This window comes from Frankia sp. CcCS3, assembly GCF_977927575.1.
The window spans coordinates 1-25,257 of sequence record NZ_CDWRCL010000018.1 but is presented as its reverse complement, the minus strand read 5'-3'; the positions used below and the strand labels follow the sequence as shown (position 1 = coordinate 25,257).

The 25,257-nt window shown below is 70.0% G+C and carries 22 protein-coding genes and 2 pseudogenes; 11 read left to right on the top strand and 13 right to left on the bottom strand.

Annotation, left to right across the window (positions count from 1 at the left end; translation table 11 throughout):
• Nucleotides 1-143 precede the first annotated feature (143 nt).
• Nucleotides 144-350, top strand: a complete 207-nt coding sequence (locus AC08OQ_RS03340; protein ID WP_173645788.1) for an RNA-binding S4 domain-containing protein — start codon at nucleotides 144-146, stop codon at nucleotides 348-350.
• Between the two features lie 68 nt (nucleotides 351-418).
• On the opposite strand, the gene AC08OQ_RS03335 is transcribed toward AC08OQ_RS03340, so the two are convergent.
• From AC08OQ_RS03335 to AC08OQ_RS03325, 3 genes and pseudogenes are all read right to left on the bottom strand, one after another.
• Nucleotides 419-946: a lytic transglycosylase domain-containing protein gene (locus AC08OQ_RS03335; protein ID WP_462186196.1), complete on the bottom strand. Its 528-nt coding sequence runs from the start codon at nucleotides 944-946 to the stop codon at nucleotides 419-421.
• A gap of 85 nt (nucleotides 947-1,031) precedes the next feature.
• A pseudogene (locus tag AC08OQ_RS03330) lies at nucleotides 1,032-1,787 on the bottom strand (tyrosine-protein phosphatase).
• Between the two features lie 84 nt (nucleotides 1,788-1,871).
• Complete coding sequence (locus AC08OQ_RS03325; RefSeq protein WP_476599539.1) at nucleotides 1,872-2,636, bottom strand: NeuD/PglB/VioB family sugar acetyltransferase; 765 nt, start codon at nucleotides 2,634-2,636, stop codon at nucleotides 1,872-1,874.
• A 160-nt stretch (nucleotides 2,637-2,796) separates the two neighbouring features.
• Between AC08OQ_RS03325 and AC08OQ_RS03320 the strand changes: the two genes are divergently transcribed.
• Nucleotides 2,797-3,813, top strand: coding sequence for an NAD-dependent epimerase/dehydratase family protein (locus AC08OQ_RS03320; RefSeq protein WP_476599537.1), 1,017 nt, complete (start codon nucleotides 2,797-2,799; stop codon nucleotides 3,811-3,813).
• Between the two features lie 145 nt (nucleotides 3,814-3,958).
• Here the strand turns inward: AC08OQ_RS03320 and AC08OQ_RS03315 are convergent, their stop codons facing one another.
• Nucleotides 3,959-5,908: a polysaccharide biosynthesis protein gene (locus tag AC08OQ_RS03315; RefSeq protein WP_476599535.1), complete on the bottom strand. Its 1,950-nt coding sequence runs from the start codon at nucleotides 5,906-5,908 to the stop codon at nucleotides 3,959-3,961.
• A 117-nt stretch (nucleotides 5,909-6,025) separates the two neighbouring features.
• Between AC08OQ_RS03315 and AC08OQ_RS03310 the strand changes: the two genes are divergently transcribed.
• Both AC08OQ_RS03310 and AC08OQ_RS03305 read left to right on the top strand, forming a co-directional pair.
• A complete protein-coding gene (locus AC08OQ_RS03310) occupies nucleotides 6,026-7,810 on the top strand; it encodes a tyrosine-protein kinase domain-containing protein (RefSeq protein ID WP_476599534.1) in 1,785 nt (594 codons plus the stop codon).
• Nucleotides 7,807-9,879 carry a DUF4012 domain-containing protein gene (locus AC08OQ_RS03305; RefSeq protein WP_476604502.1) on the top strand — a complete coding sequence of 691 codons (2,073 nt, stop codon included), beginning with the start codon at nucleotides 7,807-7,809 and terminating at the stop codon, nucleotides 9,877-9,879. The genes AC08OQ_RS03310 and AC08OQ_RS03305 overlap by 4 nt, the downstream gene beginning before the upstream one ends.
• A 75-nt stretch (nucleotides 9,880-9,954) precedes the next feature.
• Here the strand turns inward: AC08OQ_RS03305 and AC08OQ_RS03300 are convergent, their stop codons facing one another.
• The 4 genes from AC08OQ_RS03300 to AC08OQ_RS03285 form a co-directional block, all read right to left on the bottom strand.
• Nucleotides 9,955-11,331 carry an NAD(P)/FAD-dependent oxidoreductase gene (locus tag AC08OQ_RS03300; protein ID WP_476599530.1) on the bottom strand — a complete coding sequence of 459 codons (1,377 nt, stop codon included), beginning with the start codon at nucleotides 11,329-11,331 and terminating at the stop codon, nucleotides 9,955-9,957.
• A 120-nt stretch (nucleotides 11,332-11,451) separates the two neighbouring features.
• Nucleotides 11,452-12,198 carry a succinate dehydrogenase/fumarate reductase iron-sulfur subunit gene (locus tag AC08OQ_RS03295; protein ID WP_476604503.1) on the bottom strand — a complete coding sequence of 249 codons (747 nt, stop codon included), beginning with the start codon at nucleotides 12,196-12,198 and terminating at the stop codon, nucleotides 11,452-11,454.
• A 43-nt stretch (nucleotides 12,199-12,241) separates the two neighbouring features.
• The gene (locus tag AC08OQ_RS03290) at nucleotides 12,242-14,179 is read right to left on the bottom strand and encodes a fumarate reductase/succinate dehydrogenase flavoprotein subunit (RefSeq protein ID WP_476600585.1); all 1,938 of its coding nucleotides are present in this window, start codon (nucleotides 14,177-14,179) and stop codon (nucleotides 12,242-12,244) included.
• A gap of 122 nt (nucleotides 14,180-14,301) precedes the next feature.
• Complete coding sequence (locus AC08OQ_RS03285) at nucleotides 14,302-14,970, bottom strand: succinate dehydrogenase cytochrome b subunit (protein ID WP_476596179.1); 669 nt, start codon at nucleotides 14,968-14,970, stop codon at nucleotides 14,302-14,304.
• 164 nt (nucleotides 14,971-15,134) lie between these two features.
• Between AC08OQ_RS03285 and AC08OQ_RS03280 the strand changes: the two genes are divergently transcribed.
• From AC08OQ_RS03280 to AC08OQ_RS03270, 3 genes are all read left to right on the top strand, one after another.
• Nucleotides 15,135-16,085 (top strand): LysR family transcriptional regulator, encoded by a 951-nt coding sequence (locus AC08OQ_RS03280; protein WP_462186185.1) that lies wholly within the window; start codon nucleotides 15,135-15,137, stop codon nucleotides 16,083-16,085.
• Between the two features lie 343 nt (nucleotides 16,086-16,428).
• Entirely contained in the window at nucleotides 16,429-16,800 is a 372-nt protein-coding gene (locus AC08OQ_RS03275; RefSeq protein ID WP_462186184.1) for a hypothetical protein, read from the top strand.
• A gap of 110 nt (nucleotides 16,801-16,910) precedes the next feature.
• Nucleotides 16,911-18,008 (top strand): amidohydrolase family protein, encoded by a 1,098-nt coding sequence (locus AC08OQ_RS03270; RefSeq protein ID WP_462186183.1) that lies wholly within the window; start codon nucleotides 16,911-16,913, stop codon nucleotides 18,006-18,008.
• Between the two features lie 32 nt (nucleotides 18,009-18,040).
• Here the strand turns inward: AC08OQ_RS03270 and AC08OQ_RS03265 are convergent, their stop codons facing one another.
• From AC08OQ_RS03265 to AC08OQ_RS03255, 3 genes and pseudogenes are all read right to left on the bottom strand, one after another.
• Nucleotides 18,041-18,475 (bottom strand): response regulator, encoded by a 435-nt coding sequence (locus AC08OQ_RS03265; RefSeq protein WP_476600587.1) that lies wholly within the window; start codon nucleotides 18,473-18,475, stop codon nucleotides 18,041-18,043.
• A gap of 97 nt (nucleotides 18,476-18,572) precedes the next feature.
• The gene (locus AC08OQ_RS03260) at nucleotides 18,573-19,226 is read right to left on the bottom strand and encodes a pyridoxal-phosphate dependent enzyme (protein WP_476600589.1); all 654 of its coding nucleotides are present in this window, start codon (nucleotides 19,224-19,226) and stop codon (nucleotides 18,573-18,575) included.
• Between the two features lie 61 nt (nucleotides 19,227-19,287).
• Nucleotides 19,288-19,659 (bottom strand): annotated as a pseudogene (locus AC08OQ_RS03255) (pyridoxal-phosphate dependent enzyme); the annotation flags it as partial.
• A gap of 188 nt (nucleotides 19,660-19,847) precedes the next feature.
• On the opposite strand from AC08OQ_RS03255, the gene mshB reads away from it, so the two are divergent.
• Together mshB and AC08OQ_RS03245 are read left to right on the top strand one after the other, a co-directional pair.
• On the top strand, nucleotides 19,848-20,771 hold the full coding sequence (mshB, locus tag AC08OQ_RS03250; RefSeq protein WP_476600590.1) for an N-acetyl-1-D-myo-inositol-2-amino-2-deoxy-alpha-D-glucopyranoside deacetylase: 924 nt from the start codon (nucleotides 19,848-19,850) through the stop codon (nucleotides 20,769-20,771).
• A 52-nt stretch (nucleotides 20,772-20,823) separates the two neighbouring features.
• Nucleotides 20,824-21,048 (top strand): DUF1918 domain-containing protein, encoded by a 225-nt coding sequence (locus AC08OQ_RS03245; protein ID WP_462186202.1) that lies wholly within the window; start codon nucleotides 20,824-20,826, stop codon nucleotides 21,046-21,048.
• A 73-nt stretch (nucleotides 21,049-21,121) separates the two neighbouring features.
• Here the strand turns inward: AC08OQ_RS03245 and AC08OQ_RS03240 are convergent, their stop codons facing one another.
• Complete coding sequence (locus tag AC08OQ_RS03240; RefSeq protein ID WP_476600592.1) at nucleotides 21,122-22,636, bottom strand: glycoside hydrolase family 26 protein; 1,515 nt, start codon at nucleotides 22,634-22,636, stop codon at nucleotides 21,122-21,124.
• Between the two features lie 312 nt (nucleotides 22,637-22,948).
• On the bottom strand, nucleotides 22,949-23,938 hold the full coding sequence (locus AC08OQ_RS03235) for a CAP domain-containing protein (protein WP_476611894.1): 990 nt from the start codon (nucleotides 23,936-23,938) through the stop codon (nucleotides 22,949-22,951).
• 408 nt (nucleotides 23,939-24,346) lie between these two features.
• On the opposite strand from AC08OQ_RS03235, the gene AC08OQ_RS03230 reads away from it, so the two are divergent.
• Nucleotides 24,347-24,595 carry a hypothetical protein gene (locus AC08OQ_RS03230; protein ID WP_476600596.1) on the top strand — a complete coding sequence of 83 codons (249 nt, stop codon included), beginning with the start codon at nucleotides 24,347-24,349 and terminating at the stop codon, nucleotides 24,593-24,595.
• A complete protein-coding gene (locus tag AC08OQ_RS03225; protein ID WP_476611893.1) occupies nucleotides 24,550-25,218 on the top strand; it encodes an ABC transporter permease subunit in 669 nt (222 codons plus the stop codon). The genes AC08OQ_RS03230 and AC08OQ_RS03225 overlap by 46 nt, the downstream gene beginning before the upstream one ends.
• Nucleotides 25,219-25,257: the final 39 nt, after the last annotated feature.

Below are 25,257 nucleotides of genomic sequence, written 5' to 3'. Positions count from 1 at the left end.
CTCCGACGGGTGGTTCGGGATACCCCGGTCGGTCGGGCCTGGTCCCGGGCGTGGAATTCACCGAACGGGGGATGGTGCCGAGGCGGGAAGGCCACAGGAGCGGGAGTGGGGCGGGAGCGGAGGCGATGCGGGATGCTGCGGGTATGCGCGAGGTGAGCATTCGTGGAGACGGGATACGGCTGGGGCAGTTCCTCAAGCTCGCGGATGTGGTCGAGGCCGGGTCCGAGGTGAAGGAGCTGCTCGCGGGCGGGATGGTGCGGGTCAACGGGGAGGTCGAGACCCGGCGGGGCCGGCAGCTCGCGCCGGGGGACGAGGTTGCCGTGGCCGGCGAGGCACTCCGGGTCCTATGAGCCATCGCCACGACTCTGCCGGTCACCGGGCGTCTGCCGGTCACCGGGCGTCTGCCGGTCACCGGGCGTCAGAGCCGGTCGGAGTAGGTGTCCGCCCAGCCGTGGACCTTCGCCACGTAGGCCCTGGTCTCCTGGAAGTCGGGGATGCCCCCGGCGGTTCGCACGGCGCTCGGGCCGGCGTTGTAGGCGGCCAGGATCAGCGAGACCCGGTCGCCGGGTAGATACCCGACCTCCTGGGCGAGCCGGGCCTCGTAGAAGGCCGCGGACGGGATGGCGTCGAGCGGGTCGAGTGGGTCGGTGATCCCGTCGTGGTTGCCGTCGATCCCGAATTCGGCCCAGGTGGTGGGGAGGAACTGCATGATGCCCCGGGCGCCGGCGCGCGAGACCGCCTGCGCGTCGAACTTGCTCTCCACCCGGGCCTGCGCCGCGAGCTGCGCGGCGGTCAGGACACCGTAGGTCGCCGCCGCGGACCGGAAGACCGGGACCAGGTCGTCGGGCACGTCGAGGTGGGGGTACCGCAGTACGCCACAGCCGCTCATCAGGGTGATGACGATGAACGCGGCCAGGGTAGAACGTGCGGGCGCCCCATTGATCATCCGCACATTGTCCGTCCCCGGGATCGGGGGTGTCCCGTTGCCCACGTCGTCATGCCACGTCCCGAGGGTCTTCGTCCACGCGAAGCTATCCAACCAGGGCCGTGCGCAGTGACCGCAGGTCGGTCTCGGTGAGACCGGTGTGCCGAGCCCAGGCCGCGGGACCGCCTCAACCGGTGTCGACACCGGCCAGAAAGCCCCGCATGACCTCGGGCCGGCAGGCCAGCTGGCCCGAGGTGAGCGAGGTCACCGAGTGGTTATAGGACGGTCGGTCGGCCAGGCGGGCGTTGACCCGGTCGATGCGCTCGTTCGTCTGGACGTAGTCGGCGATGATCGCCTCGGGGTGCACGCCGACGAGACTGAGGAGCAGGGCAGCGAGCACGCCGGTACGGTCCTTTCCCGCCGCGCAGTGGAACAGGGCCGGGCCCGCCGCCGGCTGGGCCAGCAGGTGCAGCGCCCTGGCCACCGAGTCCCCGGCCAGGCGCAGGTAGTCCAGGTAGTGCTCGATTCGGTCGGCTGAGTCGCGGTCCTTGACGATGGCAGGGTAGCGCGGGTCGTCCGGCATCACCCATTCACCGGGGAGAAAGGACAGGTTGTGGTAAGCGACCGGTTCGTAGGCGAGCGGCCCGCGGCCCTCCCGCTCCGCCTCCTCCTTGGCCCGTAGGTCGATGACCATGCGTAGCCCGAATGTCTCCCGCAGCGTGAGCACGTCACCGCCCGTCAGGGCCTGGACGGAGTCGGTGCGCAGGAACACCCCCCATCGGGTGGTTGCACCGTCCAGGGTAGGCAGCCCACCCAGATCTCGCGCGTTATCGCAACCCGACATGTTGAACCATCGCTCCACACGCTGATCGTAGAGCCCGAGGTGGTGCCGCCGGGCCCGTTGGGCGCAGTCGGGTCAGGGGCGCAGTCGGGTCAGGGGTGCGGATCAGCCACACGGTGGGGCGTCCCGCTGACTGGGCGGAGGGCTGGCGAGCCTCGCCGTCGTGTGTGCCCCACCTGACTCGGGTTGCGGCTGCTCGGGTGCGGCGTGCTCGGGTGCGATGTGGATCGGCCGGGCGGGCACCCCGGCGACGACCTGCGCGGCCCGGATGTCGTCGGTGACGACGGACCCGGCTCCCACAACCGCTCCGTCGCCGATGCTGCGCAGGCCGACGATGCTCGCCTGCGCGCCGATCCACGCCCGCGCGCCGATGGCGACCGCACCGGAGAGCCGGGCCCCCGGCGCGACCGTGACATAGTCGCCCAGGCGGCAGTCGTGCGCCACGCTGGCGCCGATGTTCACCACTACGTGCCGGCCGGTTTCGACGTTGGTGGTGATGCTGGCGAGAGCACAGACGACGGTACCCGGCCCGAGCTTCACGTCACCTCCGACGCTGGCCCGGGGGTGGACGAGGGTCGCCGGTCGCCGGCCGCGGGCGCTGGCGTACCGGTCGACGCGGGACCGGGTGGCCGCGTCGGCGAAGCCGATCAGGTAGTCGGCGTCGAGCCGATCGAGCAGGTCGAGTCCACCGAGGAGCGCGGCTCCGCGCCGGGCGAGTGGATCCGGGTCCACGCGGTCGTCATCGACGAAGCCGAGGACGTCGTAGCGGGGACCCTCGGTGGCCGCGTTGACCGCCTCCACCAGATCGAGCAGTTCCCGGCCGTGCCCTCCCGCGCCCACGATGACCAGCGAGCGCAGGTGAGCGGGCACGCGGCGACCGTAGCCCCCTATCTAGACGAGTTCAATCTGACACTCAGAGTAGTCGATTTGACCTTCTGGATGGCGTGGTGTCGCTCTTCGTGAAGAGATAGCCGGCGCAGGCGACCGATTATACTACTATTCGTATCATCATTATCTCGAAGGGTGATGAATGGTGAAGGTAGTCGTGACGGGTGGGGCCGGCTTCATCGGGGCCCACCTGACCAGAGCGATCCTCGCGGCGGGCGCGGAGGTCGTCGTGATCGACGATCTGAGCACCGGGGCCCTGTCGAAGCTCGCCGGGCTGCCGGCCGAGCTCGTCGTCGGCAGCGTGACCGACCGGACGCTGGTCGAACAGGCGTGCACCGGAGCGTCGAGCATCGTGCACCTGGCTGCCCGGCCGTCGGTCGAACGGTCGTTGCTCGACCCGATGGCCACCCACGCGGTGAACGCGACCGGCACCCTGACGGTGCTCGGCGTCGCCCACCGGGCCGAGACGCACGTCGTCGTCGTGTCCTCCTCATCGGTCTATGGTGATCAATCGGCCGCTGGTGTTCAACCGGCGGCCGATGACCGGTCGGCCGCCGATGGCGCGGGCCCGCTGCCGCGGTCGGCGGGCACCCCGTGCCTTCCGCGCAGTCCCTTCGCGGCCTCGAAGCTCGCCGCCGAGGGATATGCGCTGTCCTACCAGGCCAGTTTCGGTCTGCCGGTGCTCACGGTCAGACTGTTCGACGTGTTCGGCCCGTACCAGTCCGCCGGGCACACGTACGCGGCCGTGGTGCCGACCTTTATCGAGGCTGCGTTGGCCGGCCGGCCGCTGACGGTGCACGGGGACGGCCGGCAGACGCGCGATTTCATCCCTGTCGAGCTGGTCACCGGGATGCTGTGCGATGCGGTGCGCCGCCGGCTGACCCATCCACACCCGGTCGACATCGGGTCCGGGACCCGTACCGACCTGCTCACCCTGATCGTCCGGCTGGAGGGGATCCTCGGCCGGCGGCTGGTCGTCGAGCACGCCGCGCCCCGGCCCGGGGAGATCCGGGACTCCCAGGCGGACACGACGACGATGCGTTCGCTGTTCCCGGACGCGCCCGGGGCGGATCTCACCACCGCGTTGACGGCAACCGTGGCCTGGTACGCCGACCGGCTGGGGGCGGACCGGGCACCGGCCCCAGCCGTCCTCCCGTGACGGCTGGGGCCCGTGCACCGGCGAGTGCGGCCCCCGTGCGAGGCGGCAGTGACGGCACGCCGTGACGGCACGCCGTGATGTGGATCGCTGTAACGATCCGCTTGCCATCGTCGGCATTCACGACTTTTTGACCTTCCCGAACGGGTTACCGGGCCGGGTGCGGTCGACGGTTGGACGCCGTGGGCTGGATGGGAATCCGCCCGGTCACGTCCGCGCCGGCCGGGACCTCGTCCGCCGCGGCGTCCGTGCCGGCGAGGGCCGCGAGTTCGGCCAGCACCTCTTCCGGCGGGGCCCAGGGATCGAGGGCGAGGGCATGGGTCGGGTCCAGGGCGGGCACGCCCACGTGCGAGATCAGCGGGTGGTGCGGTCGATGGTCGTCCTCGCCTGCGCCGAGGAGCTCCTCATGGAGCTTCTCGCCGCGGCCGAGCCCGGTGTAGACGATCTCGATCGGCCGGTTCTCCCGAGCCACGAGCCGGGCGGCCACGTCCGCGATGCGCACCGGCTCGCCCATGTCGAGGACGAGGGCCTCGCCGGGTGATCCCAGCGCCCCAGCCTGCAGGACCAGCTGCACCGCCTCGTGGATGGTCATGAAGTACCGGGTGACCTCGGGGTGGGTGACGGTGATCGGCCCGCCGGCGGCCAGCTGGCCGGCGAAGACGGTCAGGACGGAGCCGTTGCTGCCCAGGACGTTGCCGAACCGGACGCTGACCAGCGTTCCGCGGGCCCGGCGGGCGAGGCACGCGGTGAGCCGCTCGGTGATCCGCTTCGAGTAGCCGAGGGCGCTCGTCGGGTTCGCCGCCTTGTCCGTGGAGATGTTGACCAGCCGGTCGACGCCGCAGGCCACGGCCGTCTCCAGGATCGTCAGAGTGCCCCAGACGTTGGTCTTCACTGACTCGCCGGGGAAGCGTTCGAGCAACGGGAGGTGTTTGAGCGCGGCGGCGTGGAAGACGACCTCGGGCCGGCGCTCCGTGAACAGCGTGGTCATCAGGTCGATGTCGCGGATGTCGCCCAGCACGATGGCGTCGTCGTCGAGCATCGCCCGGCCGGAGATCGACAGCTGCACCGCGCGCAGTGCCGACTCGTCCCGGTCCAGCATGATCAGTTCGGCCGGCCCGTAGCCGGAGATCTGCCGGCACAGCTCCGAGCCGATCGATCCGCCCGCCCCCGTCACGAGCACCCGTCGGCCCGCGAGGTAGCTCGCGGCGGCGGACATGTCGGTGCGGATCTGCCGCCGGCCGAGGAGGTCGGCGAGGTCGAGGTCACGGATGTCCCCGACGCCGACCCGCCCGTCGATCAGGTCCGCGACGCGGGGAAGCACCTTCACGGTCAGCCCGGCGCCCTCGGCGATTGCGCTGATCTCCCGCAGCAGTGTGCCGTCGGCGCTGGGGATCGCCACGAGCAGGGTCCTGGCCCCGGTCGACTCGGCGACGGCGCCGATCCGCTCCCGGCCACCACGTACCCGGACCCCGAGCAGCTGGAGGTTGTGCGTGCTCGGGTCGTCGTCGAGCAGCGCGACCGGGTAGTAGGGACTGTCCCGGGTGCGCAGCATGGCCGCCAGTACCCGTTCGGCCCCGTCACCGGCGCCGAACACGAGGAGCGGTTCGGCGTGGTCCCTGTTCGGCCGGCGGAGGTGTTCCTCGGTCAGCCGCCAGAGGTAGCGGATGCCGAACATCACGACCAGGGCCACCGCGCCGCCCAGCGGCGGCACGCTCAGCGGGACGGGTCTCGGGGAGCCGAACACGGCGATGACGACGACCACGCTGACGACCGTGAGCAGGACCGACACGAGCAGGCCGAGGACCTCCTCGAAGCCGCCGAAGCGGTAGCGCCCCAGGTAGAGGTGCAGGGCGGTGCCCAGGAAGTGGAGCACGCAGACGGCGAGCGTGCAGATGACCCAGAAGCCGAGATCGCTCAGCGCGCCGAGAGTGAAGTCCAAGCGGCCGATCTGGGCCGAGATGAGGCCCAGGACCAGCGCCGCGCTGTCCAGAGTGATCTGCAGGCCAACCCGCTGGCGGAGGTTGAGCCGGGAGGCGCGCCGTGCGATGTGTGCTGTCCACCGACCATGACTCACTCCGTCTACTCTACGTCTCCACATGGGGCCATAGAGTAAGCGTGGCTAAGAGTAAAAGAATGACTACCCATCGAGTATGTTGAGTCAGTCTTCGATGACGGTGAGTGGTCGGGACCGAGGTCCCGGGAGGGTGGTCGACGGGTGGAGCTGCGCGACTACGTCCGTGTTCTGCGCCGAAGCTGGATGATCATGATTGCCGGCATGGTCCTCGGCGGGCTGCTGGCCGCCACGGCGACCTGGCGAACGACGAAAGAGTACGCCGCCTCGGTGACGATGGTCGTCTCCTCGTCGGACAACGGCGCCGGAGCCGTCTCGGCCTACCAGGGAGGCCTGTTCTCCCAGCAACGCGTCAAGTCCTACGCCAACCTGGTGGCCAGCGAGCGGGTGGCGACGGCCGTGATCGCACGCCTGCACCTGCACGCGACTCCGGAGGCCCTGCGGGCCCAGATCAGCGCGCACGCCGTCCCGGACACCGTGCTGCTCCAGACCGTCGTGCGCGATCCCGACCCGAGACGAGCCATGATCATCGCAGATGCTGTCGGTGAGGCGTTCTCCACCACCATTGCGGAGATCGAGACGCCGTCGGTCGACGAACCGCCCTCCGTGCGGGTGACTGTCTGGGAACACGCGAAGCTGCCCGTCTCGCCCGTCTCGCCCCAGCCGATCCGCGACCTCGCGCTCGGAGTGCTGCTCGGGCTGATCGTCGGCATCGCCGCCGCGGTCGTCCGGTACCGCCTCGACACGAGCGTGTCCAGTGAGGACGACGCCCGTGAGACGACCGAGCTGCCCAACCTCGCCGTCATCGGCTACGACGGTGCCGCCGCCCGGCATCCCCTCATTGTCAACACCGGGCCCCGCTCGGCCCGGGCGGAGGCGTTCCGCCAGCTGCGGACCAACCTGCAGTTCATCGAGGTGGACACCGGACCTCGATCGATCCTGGTGAGCAGTGCGGTCTCCGGTGAGGGCAAGACCACCGTGGCCTGCAACCTCGCGATCACCCTGGCGCAGGGCGGTGCGCGGGTCTGCCTGATCGAGGGGGACCTGCGACGGCCGTCGTTCGGCGAGTACCTCGGGGTCGAGTCCGCCGCCGGGCTCACCTCGGTCCTCATCGGCGCCGCGGACCTCGACGACGTCCTGCAGCCCTGGGGGGAGGGCCGGGTCGGGGAGGGGCGCGTAGAGGTCCTCGCCAGCGGCCCCATCCCGCCGAATCCCAGCGAGCTGCTCGGCTCCAAGGGCATGGCCGAACTCATCAACCTGCTGTCCGCCCGCTTCGACATCATCCTGGTCGACGCCCCGCCCCTGCTACCGGTGACCGACGCGGCCGTGCTCGCCACCCGGGTCGAGGGGGTTCTGCTGGTGATGCGGGCCGGTCGGACCCGCCGCGAGCACCTCCGGCGGGCCGTCGAGGCGCTGCGGGCGGTCGACGCCCGGATGATCGGCACCGTGCTGAACATGGTGCCGGTCAAGGGACCCGACGCCTACGACTACGGCCCGCGCGACGGTTACGCGCCACGCGGCCGGCACGCCAGGACCTCCTCGCCCCGAACCCTGGAGATCCCGACGCCCGATTCCGGAGTCCGGCCCGCCTGGCCGGTCATCTCGCCTCCGTCACCGGCGCTGCCGCCACCGGCTCCGGCTTCTCCTGCTCCGGCCGCGACGCCGGTTCCCGCCACCACGGAGCGTCTCGGGATAGTCGACGGTGGCGACGAGCCGAGCTCGGCGCGGGACCCGCTGCCCGACGGCGCCACGACCGGCCCGAGCGCCACGACCGGCCCGAGCGGCGGACCGCACGTCAGGGTGCCGGCGGCACGCGGATCGGCCGAGGAGATCATCTCCGTCGGCGGAAGGACACCGCGCGGTACGGATCCGGCTGGCGGGACGACGCCGGATGACGACGGCGCGACCCGGCCGCCGTTCTCCCCATGACGGGTTCGCCACCGGGGGAGAGCACCGGGTCCGCTCCGGGCCCGGATCCGGTGGGCCTAGATCCGGTTCCGGACCTGGACCGGGTTCCGGACCTGCTCACGCGGGCGCCCGTGGGCGGGCGGGACGTGGGTGGGCGGAACATAGGTGGGCGGGACGTGGGTGAAGGTGGCGTGGGTGGGCGGGACGTGGGTGGCGGTGGCGAGGCCGGGGCGGGGCAGCACCGCGTCGGCCGTGGTCGCCGGCGTCATCGTGGTCGCCGGGCCCGGTACCGCCGGCTGGCCGCCGGGGTCGCGACGGCCCTCGTCGTGCTGGTGGCGATGACCGCCTGGGTGGTCGTGCGCGGACTACTGGCCAAGTCCCGTCTTGACGAGGCCAGGCAGCGGATCGCCGTCCTGCAGCGGCAGGTTCTGAGCGGAGACTTTCCCCGCGAGGCCGAGTTGCGGTCGCAGCTCGAGCAGATCCAGCGGCGGGCCACCGATGCGCGGGCCCTGACCTCGGATCCGGTGTGGTCGGCGTTCGGGCGGCTGCCCGTCGCCGGCTGCCCGCTGCGCTCGGCGGCAACACTGATCCGAGAGGTGGACGCGGTCGCCGGCACCAGCCTGCCGGCCGTGGCCGACCTGGGTCCCTCCCTCGATCCGCGGGTGCTGCGCCAGCGTATGACGATCAATGTCCGGGCGCTTGCCGCGGTCCGCCGCCCGGCCGAGCGATCCTTCAACGCCATCTCCGCGTTGCAGGCGGCAGTGGAGAACGTACCCGACTGCGGATGGGCCGGGCGGGCCAGCGGCATCGCCGACGCCCGCGCCGAGATGATCGACCGGAGCCGGCGCCTGTCCGGTGCGCTGGGCACCGTCGTTCTGGCCGCCCGGGTCGGTCCCGCCATGCTCGGCGGGGGCGGTGCCCGTCGCTACCTGCTGATCGTCCAGAACCCGGCCGAGTCCCGCGCCAACGGGGGGATCATCGGTGGGTTCGGCCTGCTGACCGCGGAGCACGGGCGGCTGTCCCTCGACGGCATCTCGGGCAATGGTGCTCTGCCGGGCGGCCCCACCCAGCAGCGACCCGCGACGAGGCTGCCGGTCCCGTTCGCGGCCCGTTACGGCGCCTTCTGGCCCGACCGTATCTGGGCGAATATCAACCTGACCCCCGACTACCCGATGGCCGGCAGGCTCTACAGCGCGTTCTACCGGGCCGGCACGGGCCTCGACGTCGACGGCACGATCAGCGTCGACCCCACGACGTTGTCGTATCTTCTCGCCGCGAGCCGGCCCGCGGTGCTCCCCGACGGCACGTCGGTGGCCGCGGAGCACCTGGTCGATCTCGTCGAGTCGCGCGTCTATGGCAAGATCATGGACGCGGCCGCCCGCGACCGCTTCTTCGCCCAGGTCGGTCAGGCCGTCTATGCGGCCGTGGAGTCGGGAGCCGGTGATACGACGAAACTCGTGACCGCGCTGGGACGGGCCGCTCGCGAGGGCCGGCTGGAAATATCCAGCAACCACGCCGAGGAGCAGCGGATTCTTTCGTCCACGGCGCTGGGTGGTGCGCTGCCGGACGTGCCCGGGCCGTTTCTCGGGGTCGTCACCCAGAACGCGACGGCGAGCAAGCTGGACTACTGGCTACGGCGGCAGACCACCTACCGCCTGCAGCGGCAGCCGAACGGCGCCGGCGTGGCGACGATCACGATCCGGCTCACCAACGCCGCCCCGGACGGGCTGCCGGCCTATGTGCGCCACCGGCAGGATCTCAAGGACGCCGCTGGGAATCCCCGGGCGCAGAACAATCTCTGGCTCTCGGTGTACACGGGCCGAGGCAGCTGGCTCGTCGGTGCCCGGCTCGACGGTGTGCCCATCGGCCTTGCCAGCGGTTCCGAGTCCGGGCATCCCGTGCTCTCCACCTATCTTACCGTCGATCGCGGCCAGACCCGGACCCTGGAAATCAAGGTCCGGGAGCCGGTAGGCGGCCCGGCGCTCACCGTGCGCCCGCAGCCGTTGCCCGTCGCGGAGCGATTGGAGGTGCAGGGGCTGCCGGTCGTCCCTCCCTGGTCATCCCAAAGGTCATCTCAAGCCCAGAACTGACTACTCTGACTACAGAGAGTTCTGACCCTTCACCCGCATCGAGTCGCCCGCATCGGGGCCTGATCCGCTTCGCCATCAACGCAGCGGATCGAACGGCGACAGCTCGGCCGCGGGCGAACCGGTGGCGATGGCGTCGGCGAGGAGGCGGCCGGTGACCGGGCCGAGGGTGATGCCCCACATGCCGTGCCCGCCGGCGATGAAGACACGCGGCGAGGTGGTCGGGCCGATCAGCGGCAGACCGTCCGGGGTGCACGGGCGTGGTCCCACCCATTCGGCGGTGCGGGTGTCCAGGTCCACTCCGCGCAGCAGGCCGCGGGTCGCCTCGACCACCGCCCGGATGCGCCGCGGGTCGGCCGCCGCGTCCGGATGGCGGAACTCCATCATGCCGGCGACCCGCAGGCCGTCCCCCAGGGGAGTGCAGGCCACCCGGGAGGTGGGGAAGTAGATCGGACCGCTCGGCGGCTGCTCGGTCGCGACCAGGAAGCTGTATCCGCGACCGGCCTGGACGGGAAGGCGGACCCCGAACGGACGGGCCAGCCGGGGAAGCCAGGCGCCGGTGGCGATTACCGCCGCGTCGTAAGGCCCACCGGGCCCCCCTGGCCCGAGCAGTTCCACCCGGCCACCTGCCTCGCGCACCTCGTCGATGGCCATCGCCTCGTGCACGAGGCCGCCGCGTTCCCGGACGCTGTCGGCGAGGGCGGCGACGAAGCGGCCGGGATCGCAGAACCGCTGCCCATGCACGGACACGACGTACCGGACCTGCTCGGACAGCAGAGGTTCGAGGTCGCGGGCGGCCGCCGGGCCCAGCACCTCGGCATCGACGGGCTGGCCGGTCGCCCGGATCTCGGCGAGCTCCGTCAGGAGGGCGTCGAGGCCGGACCGGGCGCGATAGCCGGCCAGGAACGGGTTGGCGGCGCGGGTCGGCGCGGTCACGCCGCCCGCCGCGAGCTCGTCGAAGGCACCGAGAGCAGCACGGGTCAACGGCACCAGCGCACGCATGGCGGTTCGCCACCGTGCGGTCGTGCTGTGCCGGACGAATCCGGCGATGAAGCGGGCGAGCCCCGGATCGGCGACCGGAGGCACGTACACCGGTGAGTCCGGGCGCAGGAGCACCCGCAGCCCGTAGCGCAGGACCGCGGGCTCCGGCAGGGGCGTCGCGAGCCCCGGGGTGAGCCAGCCGGCGTTGCCCCAGGACGATCCGGCTCCGGCCCAGGTGGGCCCGGCGGTGAGGTGGTCGCGGTCGAAGACCGTCACCCGCCTGCCGTGGTCCTGGAGGAACCACGCCACGCACAGCCCGACCATCCCGCCGCCGATCACCGCCACCTGGTCGGGAACGGCGTGCCCCGGACGCAGGCGTGACCCGTGCGGCGCGCTCAGCCCCGCGGCGTTCCCGGCCGGTCGGGTCGTGTCCGTCGATCCCGTCACGTCCGCCTTGATCGGGTGATTTCCCACCGCCGCCATTATCCTCCCGCGCCGCCGGATCCGCCGTACCGCGAAGAGCTCCTTTTCGGTGGAGGGTTAGGCACGGTCCACGGTCTCTGGACCGTGCCTAACCCTCCACACTTCTCCGCTCTACCGGAGGCCGATCGAGGCCCGCAGGACCTCGCGGTTGAGCGTGGCGATGCTGTCCAGCGGGATGCCCTTCGGGCAGGCGACGGTGCACTCCCCGGTGTTGGTGCACCCGCCGAAGCCCTCGGCATCCATGGCCTCGACCAGGTTGAGCGTGCGGCTCGCCCGCTCCGGAGCGCCCTGGGGCAGGCTGTTGAGGTGCACGACCTTCGCCGAGGTGAACAGCATGGCCGAGCCGTTGGGGCAGGCCGCGACGCAGGCGCCGCAGCCGATGCAGGTGGCGTTGTCGAACGCCGTGTCCGCGACGGCCTTGGGCACCGGGGTGGAGTGCGCCTCGGGGGCGCTGCCCGTCGGGGCGCTGATGTAGCCGCCGGCCTGGATGATCCGGTCGAGGCCGGAGCGGTCCACCATCAGGTCGCGGACGACGCCGAATGCGACCGAGCGCCACGGCTCGACGTCGATGACGTCCCCGTCGGAGAACTCCCGCACATGCAGCTGGCAGGTGGTGGTTCGTTCCCGGGGGCCGTGGGCCTGGCCGTTGATGACCACTCCGCAGGCGCCGCAGATGCCCTCGCGGCAGTCGTGGTCGAAGCTGACTGGCTCCTCGCCCTGCAGGGTCAGTCGCTCGTTGAGCACGTCGAGCAGTTCGAGGAAGGACATGTCCGGGTTCGCGTCGGGCACCTCGTAGGTGACCATGCGGCCTGGCTCGTCCGGTCCGGCCTGGCGCCAGATCTGAAGGGTGAGCTTCACGGTCGGCTCCTCGTACAGTCGTGATCCATTGACCGGCACCGCCTCACGCGTAGTTACGCTGGGCGAGGTGGACGTGCTCGAACTCCAGAACCTCGCGGTGCAGCACCGGCGGGGTTTCCGTGCCGGCGAACTCCCAGGCCCCGACGTAGGCGAACCGGTCGTCGTCGCGAAGGGCCTCGCCGTCCGGGGTCTGGCTCTCGACCCGGAAGTGCCCCCCGCAGGACTCCTCGCGGTGCAGGGCGTCGACGCACATCAGCTCGCCGAGTTCGAGGAAGTCCGACACCCGGTTCGCCCGCTCCAGGCTCTGGTTGACACTACCCGCGCCGCCTGGCACCTTGACCTGTCGCCAGAACTCCTCGCGCAGCTCCGGAAGACGCCCCAGCGCCTTGCGCAGGCCGTCCTCGCTGCGCGCCATCCCGCACTCGTCCCACATGATCTCGCCGAGCTCACGGTGGAACGAGTCGACGGTGCGGTCGCCGTTCACGGTGAGCAGGCGGGTCAGCCGGCCCGTCGCCTCGGCCGCCGTCTCCGCGACCGCGGGATGGCTCGCGTCGACCGCGCCCAGCTTCGTCGAGGCGATGTAGTCACCCAGCATGGGCGGCAGCACGAAGTAGCCGTCGGCGAGACCCTGCATCAGCGCGCTCGCGCCGAGACGGTTGGCGCCGTGGTCGGAGAAGTTCGCCTCCCCGATCACGAAGAGCCCCGGAATGCTGCTCTGCAGATCGTAGCCCACCCACAGCCCGCCCATGGTGTAGTGGACGGCCGGGTAGATCCGCATCGGCACCTTGTACGGGTCCTCGGCGGTGATCCGCTCGTACATCTCGAACAGGTTGCCGTACTTCTCGCGGACCTTGTCCTCGCCCATCCGCTTGATGGCGTCGGCGAAGTCGAGGTAGACGCCGAGCCCGCCCGGGCCTACGCCGCGGCCGGCGTCGCACTGGTACTTCGCCGCCCGCGATGCGATGTCACGGGGGACCAGGTTGCCGAACCCCGGGTAGATCCGCTCGAGGTAGTAGTTGCGCTCGTTCTCCGGGATGGTGTCGGGCGAGCGGGTGTCGCCCGCCTTCTTCGGCACCCAGATGCGGCCGTCGTTGCGCAGCGACTCGCTCATCAGCGTGAGCTTGCCCTGGTAGTCGCCGGAGCGGGGGATGCAGGTCGGATGGATCTGGGTGTAGCACGGGTTGGCGAAATACGCCCCGCGCCGGTGCGCCCGCCAGATCGCGCTGGCATTGGAGTTCTTGGCGTTCGTCGACAGGTAGAACACGTTGCCGTACCCGCCGGTGGCGAGCACGACGGCGTCGGCGAGGTAGGTGGAGACCTGGCCGGTGACCAGGTCGCGGGCGACGATGCCGCGGGCGTGCCCGTTGATGACGATCAGGTCGAGCATCTCGGTGCGCGGGTGTATCTCCACGCCGCCGGCGTCGATCTGCCGGGACAGCGCCTGGTAGGCGCCGATCAGCAGCTGCTGACCCGTCTGGCCCCGGGCGTAGAAGGTCCGCGAGACCTGCACACCGCCGAACGAGCGGGTGTCGAGCAGGCCGCCGTACTCCCGGGCGAAGGGCACACCCTGCGCCACGCACTGGTCGATGATCTGGGTGGACGTCTGCGCGAGACGGTAGACGTTGGACTCCCGGGAGCGGAAGTCGCCGCCCTTCACCGTGTCGTAGAACAGCCGGTGGACCGAGTCGCCGTCGTTGCGGTAGTTCTTCGCCGCGTTGATGCCGCCCTGGGCGGCGATGGAGTGCGCCCGGCGCGGCGAGTCCTGGTAGCAGAACTGGATGACCCGGTAGCCCTGCTCGGCGAGGGTGGCGCCGGCGGCGCCACCGGCGAGCCCCGTGCCGACGACGATCACGGTGTGGCGGCGCCGGTTGGCCGGGTTGACCAGCTTGGCGGTGAAGCGTCGCTTGTCCCAGCGTTGCTCGATCGGTACGTCCGGCGCCGCGGTGTCGGCGATGTCGGCACCGAGGTTGTAAAACGACATGTCAGCCCTTCCCATGCTTCCGGCACCGCGCCGCGCAATGTTGGCCGCGGAGCCGTCGGCTGTTCAATCCACCAGTGCAGTGACCCGTCGGCCCAGCGACCCGTCGGCCCAGTGCCGTGCCGTCAATCCACCAGGCCGGCGAGAACCGACACCGGGACGATCACGAATCCCACCGTGAGGAGAACCGCGAGGGCATTGGCGGAGGCCTTGAAAACTCGGTCCCGTTTTGGGTTGTTGACACCGAGCGTCTGGGCCGCACTCCAGAAGCCGTGCTGGATGTGGAGCCCGAGGGAAATCATGGCGGCGATGTAGATGAGCGTGACCCACCACACGCTGAAACTCGACACGACGTTGTCGTAGGCGGCACCTTCGACCCCGTGTCGGTTGAGGGTCAGCGTCGTGAAATCGAGGATGTGGTACACGATGAACAACGCGAGGGTGATTCCCCCGTAGCGCATCACATGCGTGGCATAGCTGGCCCGGGCTCGTTGGCGGTGGACGTACTTTGTCGGCCGGGCCCGCAGGTCACGCCGGCTGAGCTGGTACGCGGACACCGCGTGCAGGCCCACGGCCAGCACCAGCACGACGCGTTGGATCCATAGGTACCACGTATCGTGCAGGATCGGCTCGCCGATCGCCCGGAGCCAGCCGGCGTACTGGTCGAAGTCGTTAGGGCCGAAGAAAATCTTCAGGTTCCCGAGCATGTGAGCGATCAGGAACAGGAGCATCAGCAGCCCGGTGACGGCCATCACGGTCTTTTTGCCGATGGTTGACCGCCACAGGTTGCGCAGGACGGACGAAGATCGCGGGGGCCGCGGGGTGGGCGCAGGGGACGCCGATCGCGCCGGGGTTGTCACAGCCACGAGCGCACCCTAGAGCGCACTCCCTCCAGTGGTCCAAGACATGATAAACCTGGACTCGATAGTGCCGTCCTATCGACGTCTACGCTGGCGGCGTGCAGCTCCACCAGCTCGCCTATTTCGTCGCCGTCGCGGAGACCCGGCACTTCACCCGGGCCGCCCAGCGGGTGCATGTCGCCCAGCCGTCCCTGTCCCAGCAGATCCGCGCCTTGGAGCAGGAGCTGGGCACACCTTTGTTTAACCGCGCGCGGGGGAACATCAGCCTGACCCCGGCGGGGGAGACGCTCCTGCCGCTCGCCCGGCGCATCCTCACCGACACCGAGACCGCCCGCCAGCGGGTCACCGAGCTGCTCGACCTGCGCCACGGCACGGTGCGCCTCGGTGCCACCCCGAGCCTGTGCACCGGCTTCCTGCCCGACGTGCTGCGACTGTTCCACCAGCGGTACCCGGGCATCCGCCTGCTGGTCGAGGAGGGGGGATCACGCGACCTTGTCCGCGATCTGGCCGCGGGCAGCCTGGACCTGGCGTTGATCATCCTTCCGCTGCAGAGCAGCGACCCGGCACTGGCGACCTCGCCGCTGATCCGCGAGAGCCTGGTCCTCGTCTCGTCGCTGGACGAGCCACCGATCGTCGCCGGGCGCCCGCTAACCGTGGCCGATCTGCGCAACCACCCGATGGTGATGTTCCGCCGCGGCTACGACCTGCGGGAGGCCACCGTGACGGCCTGCCGGGAGGCCGGATTCGAGCCGATTTTCGCGATCGAGGGCGGGGAGATGGACGCCGTGCTCGGTTTCGTCGCGGCGGGTCTGGGCAGCGCGGTGATTCCGAGCACGGTTGCCCACCGGCTCGGCATGCGGGTCACCCCGTTCGTGCTCCCGGGGCTGCAACGCACCATCGGGCTGGCGCGTCGCCGCGACGTCGAGCCGACCCGTGCCGCCGTCGAGTTGCAACGGGTCCTGTGGGAGTACCTCCGCGACGCCGAAGCCTCGGGCAACCTTCCCGACGGCACCCGACTCCTCGCCGGACCGACCTCCGCCGGCACGTGATCTGTCATCTTCAGGCTCTCGTGCAACATATTCGATGAGGTGGACCTTTCGCGGCGGGGCGGTCGGGTTTTTTCGAGTGAATCGCCATCTCTTTTTCTGGTTCGGCGTGTGGTCCGCCCGTCCACCGAGCCCATTTTTTCCGCCCACCCGCACGCGATCCGGTCGGGTGGGCTTAAAGTTGTGCGAGCGGTCGTAGATCGGGCGGTTTCCGGTCTACGGGGACTGGCTGCGGGGGGACTGGTTGCGGGGACCACTGCCAACACGCTGTTCGCGTGAACTGGCGCCAGTGCACAACGGGGGCAGCGTCGGAGCTGCCGTCGACCTCGAACACACGGGAGGCGATATGAACAGCGTCGACATTGCCCTGAAGGAATCGCTCGAGATAAGCGGGGCGCTTGGGGCTGCCCTCGTCGACTTCACCAGTGGAATGACCCTCGGAACGGCCGGTAACACGCATGCGATCGATCTCGAGATCGCCGCGGCCGGAAACACCGAGGTCATCCGGGCGAAGATTCGGACGATGGAGAGTCTCGGGCTTCAGGACACCATCGAGGACATCCTGATCACGCTGGGTCGCCAGTATCACCTGATCCGGTTGTTGCAGAGCCATTCCGGCCGTGGCCTGTTCCTCTATCTGGTGCTCGACAAGTCGCGCGCGAACCTCGCGCTGGCCCGTCATCGGCTGCGCGCCGTCGAGTCGCAGCTCGACGTCTGAGTGCTTCCGGGGCCCGATCAGGCGGCGCGTCCTCGCCACGGGCCTGGTGCCGGCGCGCCGGTGACCGGACGACGGTGACCGGACGACGGTGATAGGGATATGACGTGAATATGAGCGTGCCGACGCTGCGGATCCGTGGCGGCGTGCTGGTCGGTCCGACGGATGTCCGTGACGAGGTCTGGGTCGTCGACGGCCGGATCACCTTCTCCGCCCCCACCGGTGCGGCGGCCCGGGACGTACGGACGGTCTCCGGATGGGTGTTGCCCGGCCTCGTCGACGCTCACTGCCATGTCGGCCTCGCTGCGCACGGCGCCGTCGACAGGCCCACCACCGAGCAGCAGATCATCACCGACCGGGCGGCGGGCGCGCTGCTGCTGCGCGACGCCGGCTCCCCGGCCGACACCCGGTGGATCGACGCCCGTGACGACCTGCCCCGGCTGGTGCGGGCCGGCCGGCACATCGCCCGGCCCCGGCGCTACCTCCGCAACTACGCGGCGGAGGTCGAGCCGGCCGACCTCGTCGCCGAGGTCCTCGCGCAGGCCGACCGGGGCGACGGGTGGGTGAAGCTCGTCGGCGACTGGATCGACCGCGGGCTGGGCGACCTGGCGTCGTGCTGGCCCGCGGACGTGGCGAAGGCCGCGATCGACGCGGCGCACGCCGCCGGAGCCCGAGTCACCGCCCACTGCTTCGCCGAGGACTCCCTCGCGGATCTCGTCGAGGCGGGGATCGACTGCATCGAGCACGCCACCGGTCTCACCGAGCACACGATCCCGCTGTTCGCCGAGCGGGGGGTCGCCATCGTGCCGACCCTGGTGAACATCTCGACCTTCGAGGACATCACCGCGGGCGCCGAGGCGAAGTTCCCCGCCTATGCCCGGCACATGCGCGCCCTGCACGCCCGGCGCCATGACACCGTGCGGGCGGCCTACGATGCCGGCATCCCGATCTTCGTCGGTACCGACGCCGGGGGAAGCCTCCCGCACGGGCTGGTCGCCGCGGAGGTGGCCGAGCTCCGCCTGGCCGGGCTGCCGGCGGCGGCCGCGCTCGACGCGGCGACCTGGGGGGCCCGCTCCTGGCTCGGTTATCCGGGCCTGTCCGAGGGCGCCTGGGCCGATCTGGTGGTGTATCCGAGCGACCCGCGGGCCGACGTCGCGGTGCTCGGCGCCCCGGACCTCATCGTCCTGCGCGGACGGCCGGTCTCTCCCTGAACGTCCCTGCGTCCCCCCGGGTACGCGGCCGGTCAGCGGGGAGCATCGAGGACCTGCCGGACCTTGTCCAGCAGGGTGCGTTCGGAGAAAGGTTTGGTCAACAGCGATACCCCCGGGTCCAGCTTCCCCTGCGCGGTGAGGACGGGATCGGCGTAGCCCGACATGTAGAGCACCCGGATGCCGGGTTGCTGGGCCCGGATGCGGTTCGCGAGTTCCCTGCCCTGCATGCGCGGCATGATGACGTCCGTGAGCAGCAGGTGGATGTCGCCCCGGTGCTCGATCGCGATCGAGCACGCGTCGAGGGCGGTGGAAGCCGCCAGCACCTCGTAGCCGTTGCGGCTCAGGATCCGCCGGGCGACCTCGAGCAACGCGGCGTCGTCCTCGGCGATTAGAATCGTCCCGCCGTGCCGGGCGGGCTCGGAGTCCGCCGGTCGTTGTCCGGCCGGGTCCTGCGACAGGTTCCGCATAAAATCACTGCAGTAGGTAATTTGCCGGTGGCATTTAGTGATCGGAGGAACCGTAGCATCGCTTTCGGTGGGTCGCCACCGCGCCGGCCAGGCCGTGTCAGCCCGGCCAGGTTGTGGAGGTCACGGCTTGGCGCAGGATCTCGGTGAACGGCCGCGGGTCGAGGCCGGCCGCGTCGAGCCAGGAACCGGAATAGTACGTGTCGGCGTACCGTTCGCCGCCGTCGCAGATCAGGGTGACCACGCTGCCGCGGTGACCAGAGGACACCAGTTCGCAGGCGAGCCGCACCGCGCCCCAGAGGTTCGTCCCGGTGGAGGCACCCGTCCGGCGGCCCGTCAGCGTCTCCAGGAACAACATGGCCGCGACGGACGCCACGTCGGGCACGGTGATCATCCGGTCGACGACGTCGGGGAGGAAGCTCGGCTCCACCTGTGGGCGGCCGATGCCCTCGATGCGGGAGTGCCCGCCGGTGGCGTGCGGGTCGCCGGTGGACCAGGCGCGGTGGAACGTCGAGCCCTCGGGATCGACGACGCACAGCGCGCAGTTGTGCTGCCGGTACCGCAGATAACGCCCGATCGTGGCGCTGGTGCCCCCGGTGCCGGCGCCGACGACGATCCAGGTGGGGATGGGATGGCGATCCAACGCCATCTGATTGAAGATCGATTCGGCGATGTTGTTGTTGCCGCGCCAGTCCGTCGCTCGTTCCGCGTAGGTGAACTGGTCCATGTAGTGACCGTTCGTGGCCTCGGCCAAGCCGCCTGGCCTCCGCGTACACCGTGGTGGCGTCCGCCACCAGATGGCAGCGACCCCGCTCACGTTCGATCAGGGCGATCTTCTGAGCGCTGGTCGAGGCGGGCATGACGGCGATGAAGGGGAGTCCGAGCATGCGGGCGAAGTAGGCCTCCGAGACCGCCGTCGACCCGGAGGACGCCTCGACGATCGTCGTCCCCTCCCGGATCCAGCCGTTGCACAGCCCGTAGAGGAACAGCGACCGGGCCAGGCGGTGTTTCAACGAGCCGGTGGGATGCGTCGACTCGTCCTTCAGATAGATGTCCACGCCCCGTTCCGCCGGCCACAGGTGCAGGGGGAACAGGTGGGTGTCCGCCGATCTGTTGGTGTCGGCCTCGACTCGGCGAATGGCCTCCCGAGTCCATCGGACGTCCTGTCTGGCGGGTGCATCACTCATGCCCTTCCCGTTCCCCGGATCATGCTTGGATGAAGATCTTTGTTCTTTCCGTCCGCCTTCGTCGATTCGTCGATCTGTGAGCTATTTATCTCTTATGGGTTAACGGCGCGATTGCGGGCTCTGTATCCGTAAGTTACCGGTTCGATGGTCGAGATGCGCCGTCCGTGGGTCGCCCCTACCGTCAAGCCATGCCGGTTACTCAAGGTTCCGGTGCGCTGCCTGCCCGTCGGATCGTGTTCGTCCATGCTCATCCCGACGACGAGACGATCGCGACCGGGGCGACGATGGCCCGCTACGCCGCCGATCCCGACACCCAGGTGGTCCTTGTCACGTGCACGCTGGGCGAGATGGGCGAGGTGCTGCTCCCCGAGCTGACCGACCTGCGGGCGGACCGCGCGGACCAGCTCGGCGGATACCGGATCGGGGAGCTGGAACGGGCGTGTGCCGAGCTCGGTGTCAGCGACTACCGCTTCCTCGGGGGCGCCGGTCGTTGGCGGGACAGCGGCATGTTGGACAGCCCCGCGAACGACGACCCGCGCTGCTTCTGGCGGGCGAACATGGACGACGCGTCCGAGGCGTTCGTGCGGATCGTGCGGGAGGTTCGGCCGCAGGTGATGGTGACCTACGACGCGATCGGGGACTACGGCCATCCCGATCACATCAGGGCGCACGACGTCACCGCCCGGGCCTTCGCCGACGCGGCCGATCCGGACTTCGCTCCCGACGCGGGTCCGACCTGGCAGGTCTCGAAGTTGTACGAGACGGCGCTGTTCCACTCCGCGGTCGAGTCCGCGGTAGACCGCATCTGGCGGTCCGACCTGGCGAAGACGGTCCCCGAGGGGATCACGATGCCCTCGGACATGCTGCTGTCGGTTCCCGATACCAAGGTCACCACGACGATCGAGGCGCCGGGCTTCTTCGCCGCGAAGATCGCGGCGATGCGGGCCCACCGCAGCCAGATGACCGTGGACGGATTCTTCTTCGCCCTGGTCGACGGGAACGGCCGGTCAGCGAAGGCCACCGAGAACTTCGTGCTGGCCCGGGGGACGGTGGGCCCGGGCTCGGGTTCCGGCGTGGAAACCGACCTGTTCGACGGAGTGGTGGCGCACTGATGCCGGAACAGGCCGCGAACGGGCCGCGAACAGATCGCGGGAGGGAATCTTGATGTACACCGGAAACATCATGTACGCCAGGGTCGGGGACCGCCTCGTCGTGCGTAATTCGGCAACGGGTCGTACCGAGCGCCACGGTGTGATACTCAAGATTCGCGGCGAGAGCGGCCGGCCACCGTTCATCGTCCGGTGGGACGACGGCCGCGAATCGTGGTACATCCCGGCGGCCTACGAATCGGTCGAGCTACGCCCCTGCCGCGACCGGCGGCCCGGCTGAGGACCTCCTCGGGGGGAGGGGTGCCGCCCACTGATCGTCGTCGGCGGGCGGCACCCGGCATCACCCCCGGACCCTACTGCCTGGAGTAGAGCTGTTTATAGCGGGCGCCCGCCTGCCGGTTCAGGTAGAGACACGCGGCGCTGAGCGGTCGGTACAGGTTCGAACCGACGTTGTTCGGGTCGCAGTTGTTGAAGTAGTACTCGTAGGCCAGCCCCTTGCCCGCATGGGCCACGAACCAGTCGTACATCCACTGGACGTAATTGGCGTTGTCGCCACCGCCGTTGTTTCCGCTGCCACTCACCACCCCCCATTCGCCGACACCGAAGAGCTTGTTGTGCGCGCGGGCGAAGTTGAACCAGTAGTTCAGCCCACCGGGGGCGTTAGCCTGGGCGTCGAACTCGGCCTTCGTCCGGGACGGCGGCCAGTGGTCGTACGCGTCGAGGCCGACCCCGTCCACCCAGGCGTCACCCGGGTACATGTCGATCGGGTTGTGGCTCGGCGGGTTCTGCGAGTAGTGAGCGTTGAGGCACCAGCACAGGATGGGGTCCGGCTCCGCGGTCGAGTTGATGGCGTCCGCGACGTGGCGCCAGCAGTTGATGTAGGCCGTGGGGTTGGTGGCGGACCACTCGTACCAGTCGCCGTTGCCCTCCCAGGCGAGCCGCAGGTAGGAGTTCTGCCGGCCGTAGGCGTTCAGGACGCGGCCGAAGGTTTTCCAGTACTCGTCGTAGGCCCCGGTGGCGCACGTCTCGTTGCTGGCGCCGATGTTCTCCGGGAAGGGTGGGATGGAGATGATCAACCGGCCGGGCCAGGTGGCGAAGGTCCGCAGCAGGTCCACCGGCTGGCTGACGTTCCCCCAGTTGTTCCGGGTGGTGTAGAGCAGGGTGAAGTCACAGGGCGCGCCGCGCCAGGTGCAGAACGACTCCAGGTTCTGCTGGTTCATCACCGGGTCGGGATAGGTGCCGGTCAGCCACCCTTTGCCCGAGCGGGGCCCGGCGTAGGACGGCGGGGCCGGCGGCGGGTTCGCTCCGGTGGTGATCTCCGCCCGGTCGAAACCGACGTTGTTGCCCCTCGAGGAGGTGTTGCGCTGCCCGGTGTTCGTCAGCGTCAGGGTGTGCGTGCCGGCGGTGAGCTTGTCCGAGCTGTAGAGCAGGGTGACGGTCGCGTTTGGCGAGTAGGTGTCGACGCTGGTGGGCAGGCCGCCGTCCAGGCGGACCGTGCTGAATCCCCCGATCGGGCCCTTGGCGCCGTAGAGGTTGACCTGCGTTCCACTGAAGCGGATCGTGGCAACTCTACCGGCGGTCGCCGAGTAGTAGAAGCTGTTGTTCGGAGAGGTAATGCAGCCGCTGCACTTCGCCCACCCCGCCGAGTAGGAGACCTGGTTGATCCCGGTGCCGATGGTGCCGTCCTCGATGATCGTCGGGGTCTGCGCGCGGGCAGGTCCGGTCAACGCCCCGGTCACCAGGGCCACGGTGAGGGTGAGCAGCAGACCGCCGAGCCGGTGGCGACGTGCTCGAGTCCGCGCATGACGGCCGTTCGAATATCTCCTGGGTTGGGACGCCGTCCCGTCCCGTTGATCCTCTGTACGCATTCTCCAGTCCTGTCCTGGGTTGTGGAACGCATGTCGAGCTTGTCGATGAAAGCTGACTCAACCAGGAAGGACGCTAGATCAGTGGTTCGCGGGCATGGCCGAACGCCGTTGTCCGGAGATTCGACGCGGACTTCTCCAGGCGTGGGCGAAGACTTGTGACGTTGTCTTTCCCATCGGTTCCGGCGGAACGTGCGCAGCCGGGTTGCGCAGGTTTTTCGCCTGCGGCGGCGATGTCACCGGTTCTGGCGGTTCTTTGGGACCGGCGCAGGAAAATCGTGATCCGTTCGACCCAGCAGGCAGAGTGCCAGTGGTTCAGAGCAGGGTACCGAAGACCTGCGTCCAGTAGAAACCATATTCGCCGCCGGTGGCCTGCCCGACGCCGATTTGGCGCAGCCGCGGGATGAGGATGTTCGCCCGGTGGCCGGGGCTGTTCATCCATCCCGTCACCACCTCGTCCGCGCTGTTCTGGCCGGCGGCGATGTTCTCGGCGACCTGGGCGTAGCGGTAGCCCAGGGCGCTCACCCGGTCGGACACCGTGCGTCCCTCCGGGCTGGTGTGCGCGAAGAAGCCACGGGTCGCCATGTCCACGCTGTGCGCCTCCGCGGCGGCGGCCAGACGGTCGTCGACGGTCAGCGGCGCGAGACCCTCCCGGGCGCGCTCGGCATTGGTGAGCGTGACGACCCGCGCGAGCACGAGGGTCAGACCGCCCTCCCCGGTACCCCGACCCGTGGAGTCGGGGTACCGGGGAGGGGCACGGCGTTGGCCCTGGTCGTGTTGGCCGTTGCCGCCGTTGCCGCCGTTGCCGCCGTTGCCGCCGTTGCCGCCGTTGCCGACGGCGACTCCGAAGTCCCGGGCGAGACCGGCGAGGCCGTCCGCGTATCCCTGCCCCACCGCCCGGATCTTCCACGCGGGGCCGCGCCGGTAGATCTCCACCAGCGTGACCACGGTCTCGCGGGACAACGGCGGCGGCGCGAAGCGGGCGATGAGGGCATCATGATCATTATGGATGGTGACGGCGAGAGCTGGCAGCCGTCCGAAGGGCGTCGTACCGTCCTCGGGGCTGGCGGCGATCACGACACGTTCGGCGCCCGGGCGCAGCCGGCCCGGATCGACGGTCACCGCGCTGCCCGAGAGCGCCACGCCCGGCGCTCTGGGCTGATTGTAGAACACGAAGTCGCTGTCCGCGGCGACCTTGCCGTTCGCGCCGGTGACGAGCGCACAGACGTCGAAGGGACCGGCGAGCCGGACCGAGACAGGGCCGGGAGGCAACGGCCCGTTCGCGCCAGGTACCAGGTCCCTCATCCGTTTCCACCCCTGTAGCCGTGTTCGTCCGCCATCGAGCGTTCCTCCGCCATCGAGCGTTCGTCCGATGGTGCCATCCCGGGCGTTCCGCGGTGTGTCCGCGTTCCGTCACCCCTGGCCAATCCGTGGGGTTAGGTGGCTTTTGCGAGCTTCGGTAGCTCTCATGGGATTCGGTGGCCGTTGTGGGGTTCGGTGGCTGTTGTGGCTGGTTTGATTGCCTTATCGGTCTGTCCGGTCGTACCGTCACCTCGGTTGCCATGATTACGTGATCAATGGCCTGGCTGCGGATTTTCCGGTGGGCTCACGCCGCTCATCGCGATCGAGGAGAGCCGGCGACCATTGGTGGGGGGCCACTGAGGGGATGATCGAGGCGCCGTTCCGCGGTGCCCGGAGCAGGGTGGGCCGCCGTTGAACGACGTCATGGGCTACGCCCTGCTCAGCCTGGGCACGGGCGCGCTCTACGCCCTCGTGGCCTCGGATGTGGTGGTCATCGCCCGTGGGGCCGGTGTGCTCAACCTGGCCCAGGGCGCGCTGCTGGCCCGGGCGGCCTATGCCTTCCATGGGCTGCTGCGGGGTGGGGGCTGCCGCTCGGCCTCGCGGCGCCGCTGGCCGTGCTGTCGACGACCGCCATCGGGGTCGTGTTCCACCTGCTGGTGATGCGGCGGCTGCGCGAGGCGACCTCGCTGCTGCGGCTGATGGCGACGCTCGGTCTGCTGATCATCTTGCAGTCGTCGCTGACGCTGATGTTCGCCGGTGCCGTGCGCACCTCCCCGACGGTGCTGCCGACCGGCAGGATCACGCTGTTCGACGAGCCCGTCGGCGTGTCCGTGTTTGTCCGGCTGGCCGTGGTCGCCGTGCTGGTCGCGGGGCTCTGGGCGGTGTTCCGGTTCACCACGGTGGGCCTCGCCGCGACGGTGGCGGCGGAGAACCTCCGGGCCGCCGCGACCTTCGGCTGGTCGGCGGACACCGTCGCCGCCGCGGCCTGGGGCGCCGGCAGCGCGCTGGCCGGTCTCGGCGGGGTCCTGCTCGCGCCGCTGCAGAACCCGTTGTCCTCGGCGAACCTGCTCCTGCTCATCGTCCCGGCGCTGGCGGTCGCGCTGGTCGCGCGGTTCCGCTCCTTCCCGATGGTGCTGGCGGGCGGGCTCGCCCTCGGGGCCGTCGAGGTGGAGACCCAGTTCCAGCTGGTCGCCGAGCACCCCTGGTGGCGCGGGGCCGACCGGGCCGTGCCGCTGGCGGTCATCGTCTTCTTGATCTTGATCTTGATCTTGATCTGTCGCTGATCTTGTGATTCTTCTGGCCCGCCGGTGATCATCGGGCGA

Excerpts from the sequence above, each read along its gene's own strand:
- AC08OQ_RS03340 (WP_173645788.1), top strand. The coding sequence starts at position 144 with ATGCGCGAGGTGAGCATTCGTGGAGACGGGATACGGCTGGGGCAGTTC.
- AC08OQ_RS03335 (WP_462186196.1), bottom strand. The coding sequence starts at position 946 with ATGATCAATGGGGCGCCCGCACGTTCTACCCTGGCCGCGTTCATCGTC.
- AC08OQ_RS03320 (WP_476599537.1), top strand. The coding sequence starts at position 2,797 with ATGGTGAAGGTAGTCGTGACGGGTGGGGCCGGCTTCATCGGGGCCCAC.
- AC08OQ_RS03315 (WP_476599535.1), bottom strand. The coding sequence starts at position 5,908 with ATGTGGAGACGTAGAGTAGACGGAGTGAGTCATGGTCGGTGGACAGCA.
- AC08OQ_RS03305 (WP_476604502.1), top strand. The coding sequence starts at position 7,807 with ATGACGGGTTCGCCACCGGGGGAGAGCACCGGGTCCGCTCCGGGCCCG.
- AC08OQ_RS03290 (WP_476600585.1), bottom strand. The coding sequence starts at position 14,179 with ATGTCGTTTTACAACCTCGGTGCCGACATCGCCGACACCGCGGCGCCG.
- AC08OQ_RS03275 (WP_462186184.1), top strand. The coding sequence starts at position 16,429 with ATGAACAGCGTCGACATTGCCCTGAAGGAATCGCTCGAGATAAGCGGG.
- AC08OQ_RS03270 (WP_462186183.1), top strand. The coding sequence starts at position 16,911 with ATGAGCGTGCCGACGCTGCGGATCCGTGGCGGCGTGCTGGTCGGTCCG.
- AC08OQ_RS03265 (WP_476600587.1), bottom strand. The coding sequence starts at position 18,475 with ATGCGGAACCTGTCGCAGGACCCGGCCGGACAACGACCGGCGGACTCC.
- mshB (WP_476600590.1), top strand. The coding sequence starts at position 19,848 with ATGCCGGTTACTCAAGGTTCCGGTGCGCTGCCTGCCCGTCGGATCGTG.
- AC08OQ_RS03245 (WP_462186202.1), top strand. The coding sequence starts at position 20,824 with ATGTACACCGGAAACATCATGTACGCCAGGGTCGGGGACCGCCTCGTC.
- AC08OQ_RS03240 (WP_476600592.1), bottom strand. The coding sequence starts at position 22,636 with ATGCGTACAGAGGATCAACGGGACGGGACGGCGTCCCAACCCAGGAGA.
- AC08OQ_RS03235 (WP_476611894.1), bottom strand. The coding sequence starts at position 23,938 with ATGAGGGACCTGGTACCTGGCGCGAACGGGCCGTTGCCTCCCGGCCCT.